Annotated in this window: 6 protein-coding genes and 2 pseudogenes; all 8 read left to right on the top strand. The window is 71.2% G+C overall.

Annotation, left to right across the window (positions count from 1 at the left end; all coding sequences use genetic code 11):
• A pseudogene (locus ACWEN3_RS37050) lies at nt 1–95 on the top strand (30S ribosomal protein S3); the annotation flags it as partial.
• 243 nt (nt 96–338) lie between these two features.
• The gene (locus ACWEN3_RS37045) at nt 339–752 is read left to right on the top strand and encodes an SRPBCC family protein (RefSeq protein ID WP_452980287.1); all 414 of its coding nucleotides are present in this window, start codon (nt 339–341) and stop codon (nt 750–752) included.
• A gap of 249 nt (nt 753–1,001) precedes the next feature.
• Complete coding sequence (locus tag ACWEN3_RS37040; protein WP_452980285.1) at nt 1,002–1,580, top strand: hypothetical protein; 579 nt, start codon at nt 1,002–1,004, stop codon at nt 1,578–1,580.
• Nucleotides 1,581–1,634: 54 nt separating this feature from the next.
• Entirely contained in the window at nt 1,635–2,540 is a 906-nt protein-coding gene (locus tag ACWEN3_RS37035) for a dioxygenase family protein (RefSeq protein WP_452980282.1), read from the top strand.
• Between the two features lie 211 nt (nt 2,541–2,751).
• On the top strand, nt 2,752–4,260 hold the full coding sequence (locus tag ACWEN3_RS37030; protein ID WP_452980279.1) for a hypothetical protein: 1,509 nt from the start codon (nt 2,752–2,754) through the stop codon (nt 4,258–4,260).
• Entirely contained in the window at nt 4,257–5,345 is a 1,089-nt protein-coding gene (locus ACWEN3_RS37025; protein WP_452980276.1) for an NADH-quinone oxidoreductase subunit B family protein, read from the top strand. The genes ACWEN3_RS37030 and ACWEN3_RS37025 overlap by 4 nt, the downstream gene beginning before the upstream one ends.
• Before the next feature lie 66 nt (nt 5,346–5,411).
• Nucleotides 5,412–7,205 (top strand): nickel-dependent hydrogenase large subunit, encoded by a 1,794-nt coding sequence (locus ACWEN3_RS37020; RefSeq protein ID WP_452980273.1) that lies wholly within the window; start codon nt 5,412–5,414, stop codon nt 7,203–7,205.
• Nucleotides 7,198–7,389, top strand: a pseudogene (locus ACWEN3_RS37015) (NifU family protein); the annotation flags it as partial. The gene ACWEN3_RS37020 and the pseudogene ACWEN3_RS37015, both read left to right, overlap by 8 nt.

The raw sequence follows: 7,389 nt of genomic DNA, 5'->3' as shown, positions 1-7,389 counted from the left end.
AGAACCCCGAGACCGACGCTCAGCTGGTTGCCCAGGCCGTCGCCGAGCAGCTCTCCTCCCGCGTCTCCTTCCGCCGTGCCATGCGCAAGAGCATGTGTACCTCGTCCCGTTGGTGAGGGTTGCCGCGCGGCGGACCTGCCGCACGGCCTGGTGTGCGCAACGAACGGGACATGACTAGTGGTCGCCGCTGTCGGGCGGAAGAACCGCGAACAAACTTGACCAGACAAGTTTGCGGCGGAGTGAGGGGGGCGACGACCGGCCGGCTGCGGCGCTTTTCGGTCGCCACGGAAGGGGCACGCGGGCGGGGTACGACTTCCGACCGGAGGGGCGGTACCACCATGGCCGAGTACGAACGCTCCCGTACGATGCCCGCGCTGCCCGAGCAGGTCTTCGACCAGGCGGCCAATACCGGGCAGCTCGACTCCTGGCTCCCGGACGCGCTGCACGTGGACGCCGAGGATCTGCCCGCCGTCACCGTGCACGAGGCCGGCTCCGACCACGACACCCCCGCCCTGCTGCGTGCCGAACCGGACCAGATGCGCCTGGAGTGGGGCACCCGTGAGCAGGGCAGTTACGCCGGCTGGCTCCAGGTGGCGGGCATCGGCAGCGGCGTCAGTGAGGTGACCGTGCACCTGTCCTTCTTCGACGCCGGGCACGACCCGGGCGAGCGGGCGGTGTCCGAGGCCCTGGACGGCAGCCTGCGGCGCCTGGAGGAGCAGGTGCGGCTGCGCGTCGACCACGCCGCCGGCTGAGACGCCCGGCCCCGTCGCCCGCGCCGACTCGTCGCACAGGCGCGGGCGCGGGCCTGCACGAGCGTACGGCCCGGCAGCAGGAGACATTCGCGGCGTCCTCGCCTCCCTGCTGCCGGCCCGGCGCGGTCTCCTCGTTCCATACGGCATCGCGACGGACGATCGTGAACCGGCCGTACTCGCGGAACCCCGGCACGCCCGGCGGGCCCGGCTGGAAGCATGGTGGGTCCGGCGAGGGACAGGGAGGCGGCCGTGGGCTGGACGAGCGAGGAGTTCGGTGAGTCCCACGAGGGCATCGTCGGAGCGGTCCTGGCCGACGGCAGCGAGCCGAAGCCCGCGTACTTCGACATCGGCGGCGGCGCCGAGACGTACCGGACCAGCGAGTGGTGGGCGTACGACGGCCGGACGAGCACGCCGAGGGCGGCGGCGGTCCGGGCCTCCTGCACCTGCGGCTGGCGCGGCCCCAGCGTGCCGATCCCGTGGGACGAACTGGGCGAGGACGGCCTGGAGGACCTGGACGTCTCGGGTCGGCGCCTGGACTGGAACGAGCACATCCGTGCCGTCGAACGGCGGACCGTGCCGCTGCCGGACGAGCTCACCGAGCTGATGAACGACATCGAGGACAAGCTCTTCACACTCGCCGACGACGCCCCGGCCGCCGCCATGCGCGCCGTCGCCGCCCTCGACCGGCTGACGCGCCGGGTCGGCCGCGAGGCCGCCTGCATGATCGAGGAGGACGGCGAGCAGCGCTGGGACTCCCTCGGCCGGGCCCTGGGCATCGACCCGGACCGCGCCCGCTCCCTCGTGACCCGCTACCTGCTGCTCCACTGAGCTGCTCGGAACCCGCTCTGGCTCCAGCTCACCGACCGGCCGGAAGGAACGAACATGACCGAGCAGCACAGCCGTACGTCACCGCTGTCGGGGCGGTTCGAGGCGGAGCGCTCCGCCGAGATCGTCGCCGCGAGCTTCGCCGGTGCGGACGACGACCGTCTCCGGGAGGTCCTCGGCTCCCTGGTGCGCCACGTCCACGCCTTCGTCGAGGACGTCGGCCTCACCGGCGAGGAATGGGCCGCCGGCATCCGCTTCCTCACGGAGACGGGCCACCGGTGCGACGCCGGCCGGCAGGAGTTCATCCTGCTCTCGGACGTCCTCGGGGTGTCGATGCTGGTCGAGACGCTGAACAACCCGGCGGACGGGCAGTTCACGGAGTCCACCGTGGAGGGCCCCTTCCACCAGGTCGACTCACCGCCGCGGGCCCTCGGCGACAGCGTCGACGAGGCGGGCCGGGGCGAGCCGTGCCTGGTCACCGGCCGGGTCACGGACGGCGACGGCCGCCCGGTGGCGGGAGCGAGCGTCGACGTGTGGCAGGCCGACGCGGAGGGCTTCTACGACGTTCAGCGCCCCGGCGAGGTCCCGGACCGCAATCTGCGGGGACTGTTCACGGCCGACGAGGACGGCAGGTTCTGGTTCCGCACGATCGTGCCGCGCCACTACCCGATCCCCGCGGACGGCCCGGTCGGCGCACTGCTGCGGGCCACCGGCCGCCATCCCAACCGGGCCGCGCACATCCACGTCGAGGTGTCGGCGCCCGGCGTCCGCACCCTGACCACCCATCTGTTCGTGGACGGCTCCCCGTATCTGGACTCCGACGCGGTGTTCGGCGTCAAGCAGAGCCTCGTCCGCACGTTCGCCCACGTCGACGACCCGGCACGGGCCGCCGAACACGGCCTGCCCAACCCCTTCCGCCACGTCGACTTCCCCGTCACCGTCCGGCGCGGTGCGCCCTCGTGACGCGCGGTCGTGTCCGGACCCGTGCCGGCCCGGCACGGACCCGGTGATCCGGCTGCCGGAGTGTGCCTGGTGGATGCGGGCGTTCTCGCCGCCCGGCCTCCCCCGTGTCGCCTGACCGGCCCAATGTGGGTGCGCCGGAGGGGCGAGGGCCCGTGACGGGTGTGACCGTGGTGGAAGAAGTCCCCCGGTGCACCAGTGACGAGGAGGCGGGATGCCGGACCAGTTCGGCGGGAGCGGACTTGCGCTCATGGACGGAGCCGGCGCGGCGGGCGCCCGGCCCGGCCGGGCCTTCGAGCAGGTGAGCGCCGTCGCGGACGCCGTGCTGTACGAGGGGTACCTGTTGTACCCGTACCGCCGGTCCTCGCCGAAGAACCGGGTCCGCTGGCAGTTCGGGGTGCTGCTGCCCCGCACCTGGGTGGAGCGGGACGGGCCGGTCGTGCCCGGCATCTCCGGGTCGGCGGACTCCTGGTACCAGCAGACCGAGTGCCTGGTGCGGGTGCCGCACGACGAGGCGGTCGTACGCGTGCGGGTCCGGTATCTCCAGATGCAGCACAAGCAGATGGAGGCCGCCGACGCGGCCGGCGGTCACCGTCCGGTCGAGTCGCTGCGCACGGACGACGGCGCCACCCATCTCTCCTTCGACGAGGCGGTGCCGCGCGAGACCGAGCTGACGGTGCCGCTGGCCGAACTGCTGGGCGACGCACGCACGGTGGCCGTGGGCGCGCCCGCCGGCACCGAGTACGAGCCGCTGCCGTCGGACGCGGGCCGGACGGTACGGCGGCACCGTGAGATCCGGGCCGCCGTGACGCTCACCGCCGAGCCGCTCGCTCCCCGGCTGTACCGGCTCCGGGTCCGGACCGAGAACACCGGCGAGGCGTCCGACCCGCGGGCCGCTCGGGGCGAGGCGCTGCGCGATGCGCTGATCGCCGCCCACACCCTGCTCGGCGGGGACGGAGTGGAGTTCGTCTCGCTGATCGATCCGCCCGCGGAGCTTTCCGCGCAGGTGCGCGGCTGCCGCAACGCGTTCACGTTCCCCGTCCTCGGCGGCGCGCCCTCGCGCTCCGGGAGCGGCGCCGGGGAGAGCGGCCCGGTCATGCTCTCCGCGCCGATCATCCTGCCGGACCACCCGCAGGTGGCGCCGGAGAGCCCGGGCGATCTGCACGACGCGGCGGAGATCGACGAGATCCTCACGCTGCGCACGATGCTGCTGACCGACGAGGAGAAGGCGGAGGCCCGCGCCACCGATCCGCGGGCCGCGCGGATCCTCGACCGGGTCGACAGCATGCCCCGTGAGGTCTTCGAGCGGTTGCACGGCGCGATCCGTTCCCTGACCCCGGCATCGCCGCCCGCCGGACGGCCCGCCTGGTGGCAGGAGGGCGGTGACGACGGCCTGTCGCCCACCACCGACACGGTGCCGGTGGACGGGGTGCCCGTCGGCGCGGGCAGCCCGGTGCGGCTGCGCCCGCGCCTGCGGGGCGCCGACGCACAGGACATGTTCCTGGACGGGCGGACCGCCGAGGTCGCCGGCGTCTTCCACGACGTCGACGGCAGCGTGCGGATCGCGGTCACCGTCGACGACGATCCGGCCGCCGAACTGCACGGCTGGTACGGCCGTTTCCACTACTTCCGGCCCGACGAGGTCGAACCCCTCGCGCCCACGGACCCGCCGGCCTCTCCCGGCCGGGCCGAAGACCGACTGCGACGGAGGCCGCAGACATGACCACACAGAGCGGTACCACCGAAATGCGCGGCGAGCCCAGCGGGGCCGAGGCGCGGCAGGGCTTCGACGAGATCACCATCCTCTGGATCTCCGAGGGCATGAGCTGTGACGGCGACACCGTGTCGCTGACCGCCGCGGGCCAGCCGTCCATCGAGGACGTGGTGCTCGGCCTCATCCCGGGCCTGCCGAAGGTCAACCTCGTCAACAAGGTGCTGTCGCCGAGCCTGGGCGGCGAGGACTTCCTGGCCCCGTACCGGGCGGCGGCCCGCGGTGACCTGGCCCCGTTCATCCTCGTGATCGAGGGCTCGGTCCCGAACCAGAACATCATCGAGGGCGACGGCTACTGGACGTCGTTCGGCAACGACCCCGACACCGGCGAGCCCCAGACCCTGAACTGGTGGATCGACCAACTCGCGCCCAGGGCCTGGGCCGTGGTGGCCGCGGGAACCTGTGCGACGTTCGGCGGCATCCACGCCATGGCCGGCAACCCGACCGGCTGCATGGGCCTCGCGGACTACCTCGGCTGGGAGTTCAAGGCGCGGTCGGGACTTCCTGTGGTCAACGTGCCCGGCTGCCCCATCCAGCCGGAGAACTTCATGGAGACCCTCGTCTGGGTGCTCCAGCACGCGGCCGGTTCCGCTCCCCCGCCGCCGCTCGACCACATGCTGCGTCCGCAGTGGCTGTTCGGGAAGACCGTGCACGAGGGCTGCGACCGGGCCGCGTACTACGAGCAGGGCGACTTCGCGAGGGACTACAACTCCCCCAAGTGCCAGGTGAAGGTCGGCTGCTGGGGTCCGGTCGTCAACTGCAACGTGCCCAAGCGCGGCTGGATGGCCGGCATCGGCGGCTGCCCGAACGTCGGCGGCATCTGCATCGGCTGCACGATGCCCAGCTTCCCCGACGCCTTCATGCCGTTCATGGACGAACCGCCGGGCGGCACGCTGTCGTCGATGGTGATCCGGCCCTACGGCGCGGTCATCCGCCGACTGCGCGGTCTGACCAACGACATGGTGAACCACGAGCCCAAGTGGCGCCACAACAAGCGCAAGCTGACCAGCGGTTACGACCCGCACTGGCGTGCCTGACGCCATCCGTCCCCACCCCGTCACCGACCCGCCGCCGGACCCGAACAGCAAGGGGCAGTACCGCAGATGACCACCACCGAATCCCGGACCGCAGAACGCAAACCCGCCCAGATCGTGGACATGTCCTGGGATCCGATCACCCGGATCATCGGCAACCTGGGTATCTACACGAAGATCGACTTCGCCAACCAGGAAGTCGTGGAGTGCCACAGCACCTCGTCGCTGTTCCGCGGCTATTCGGTGTTCATGAAGGGCAAGGACCCGCGTGACGCCGGGTTCATCACCTCGCGCATCTGCGGTATCTGCGGCGACAACCACACCACCTGCTCCAACTACGCCCAGCAGATGGCCTACGGCGTCAAGCCGCCGAAGCTGGCCGAGCACATCACCAACCTGGGCGAGGCGGCGGAGTACATCTTCGACCACACGATCTTCCAGGACAACCTGGTCTTCGTGGACTTCTGCGAGGCGATGGTCAAGGCCACCAACCCCGGTGTGCTGGCCCGCGCCGAGCGCACCGAGGCACCCCGCGGGGACGTCCACGGCTACCGCACCATCGCCGACATCATGAAGGCCTTCAACCCCTTCGAGGGCGAGGTCTACAAGGAGGCGCTGAAGGTCAGCCGGATCACCCGGGAGATGTTCTGCCTGATGGAGGGGCGGCACGTCCACCCCTCCACGATGTACCCGGGCGGCGTCGGCACGATGCCGCAGCCGAACACCTTCACCGACTACCTCAGCCGGCTGATGCGCGTCATCGACTTCGTCAAGAAGGCGGTGGCGATGAACGACGACGTCTTCGACTTCTTCTACGAGGCGCTGCCCGGCTACGAGGAGGTCGGCAAGCGCCGTATCCTGCTGGGCTGCTGGGGCGCCTTCCAGAACCCGGACGTCGTCGACTACCGCTACGCCACCATGAACGAGTGGGGCAAGGCGATGTACGTCACCCCGGGCGTCATCGTGGACGGCAAGCTGGTCACCAACGACCTGATCGACATCAACCTCGGGCTGCGCATCATGCTGGGCAGCTCCTTCTACGAGGACTGGGTCAACGAGGACCCGTTCGTCACCCACGACCCGCTCGGCAACCCGGTCGACATGCGCCACCCGTGGAACCAGACCACCGTCCCGGTGCCGCAGAAGCGGCAGTTCGACGGCAACTACAGCTGGGTGATGAGCCCGCGCTGGCTCCACCCGCAGACCGGTGACCACCTGGCGCTGGACACCGGCGGCGGGCCCCTCGCCCGGCTCTGGTCGACCGCGCTGAGCGGCCTCGTCGACACCCCGTACGTGAAGTCGGCCGGCGGCGTCATCCGCATCACCCTGCCCAAGGGCGAGAAGCTGCCGGAGACGACCCTGGAGTGGCGTCCCCCGAAGTGGAGCAACACCCTCGAACGCGACCGCGCCCGGCCGTACTTCATCGCCTACGCCGCCGCCATGGCGCTGCATTTCCTGGAGGAGGCGATGGGGATGCTGCAGAGCGGCGACACGAAGGTGTACGAGAACTTCGAGGTGCCGGACGAGTCGATCGGCTGCGGCTTCCACGAGGCGGTGCGCGGTGTCCTCTCCCACCATCTGGTGATCCGGGACAAGAAGATCGCCAACTACCACCCGTACCCGCCGACCCCGTGGAACGCCAGCCCTCGCGACATCTACGGCACCCCCGGCCCCTACGAGGACGCCGTCCAGGGCCAGCCGATCTTCGAGGAGAACGGCCCCGACGACTTCAAGGGCGTCGACATCATGCGCACCGTGCGCAGCTTCGACCCCTGTCTGCCGTGCGGCGTGCACATGTACATGGGCAAGGGCAAGACCCTGACCACCGTGCACTCGCCGACCTACGGAGCGAACCATGGCTGACGCCGTACGGCTCCGGGACCCGGCGGTGGAGGCGCGGCTCGCCCGGCTCGACGAGGTGCTGGCGGGGCTGGAGTCCGCTCCCGGCCCGGCCCTGGAGGCGGTGCGGCTGCTGACCGAGGTCTACGGCGAGGCCCTCGCCCGGATGCTGGACCACACGGACGAGCGGTCGCTGGAGCGGCTCGCC

The organism is Streptomyces sp. NPDC004561, from assembly GCF_053602155.1.
This window is presented reverse-complemented; position numbering and strand designations above follow the sequence as displayed.

Bases quoted from the DNA above. Each gene is read 5' to 3' on its own strand.
- ACWEN3_RS37045 (WP_452980287.1), top strand. From the start codon at position 339: ATGGCCGAGTACGAACGCTCCCGTACGATGCCCGCGCTGCCCGAGCAG.
- ACWEN3_RS37035 (WP_452980282.1), top strand. From the start codon at position 1,635: ATGACCGAGCAGCACAGCCGTACGTCACCGCTGTCGGGGCGGTTCGAG.
- ACWEN3_RS37030 (WP_452980279.1), top strand. From the start codon at position 2,752: ATGCCGGACCAGTTCGGCGGGAGCGGACTTGCGCTCATGGACGGAGCC.
- ACWEN3_RS37025 (WP_452980276.1), top strand. From the start codon at position 4,257: ATGACCACACAGAGCGGTACCACCGAAATGCGCGGCGAGCCCAGCGGG.
- ACWEN3_RS37020 (WP_452980273.1), top strand. From the start codon at position 5,412: ATGACCACCACCGAATCCCGGACCGCAGAACGCAAACCCGCCCAGATC.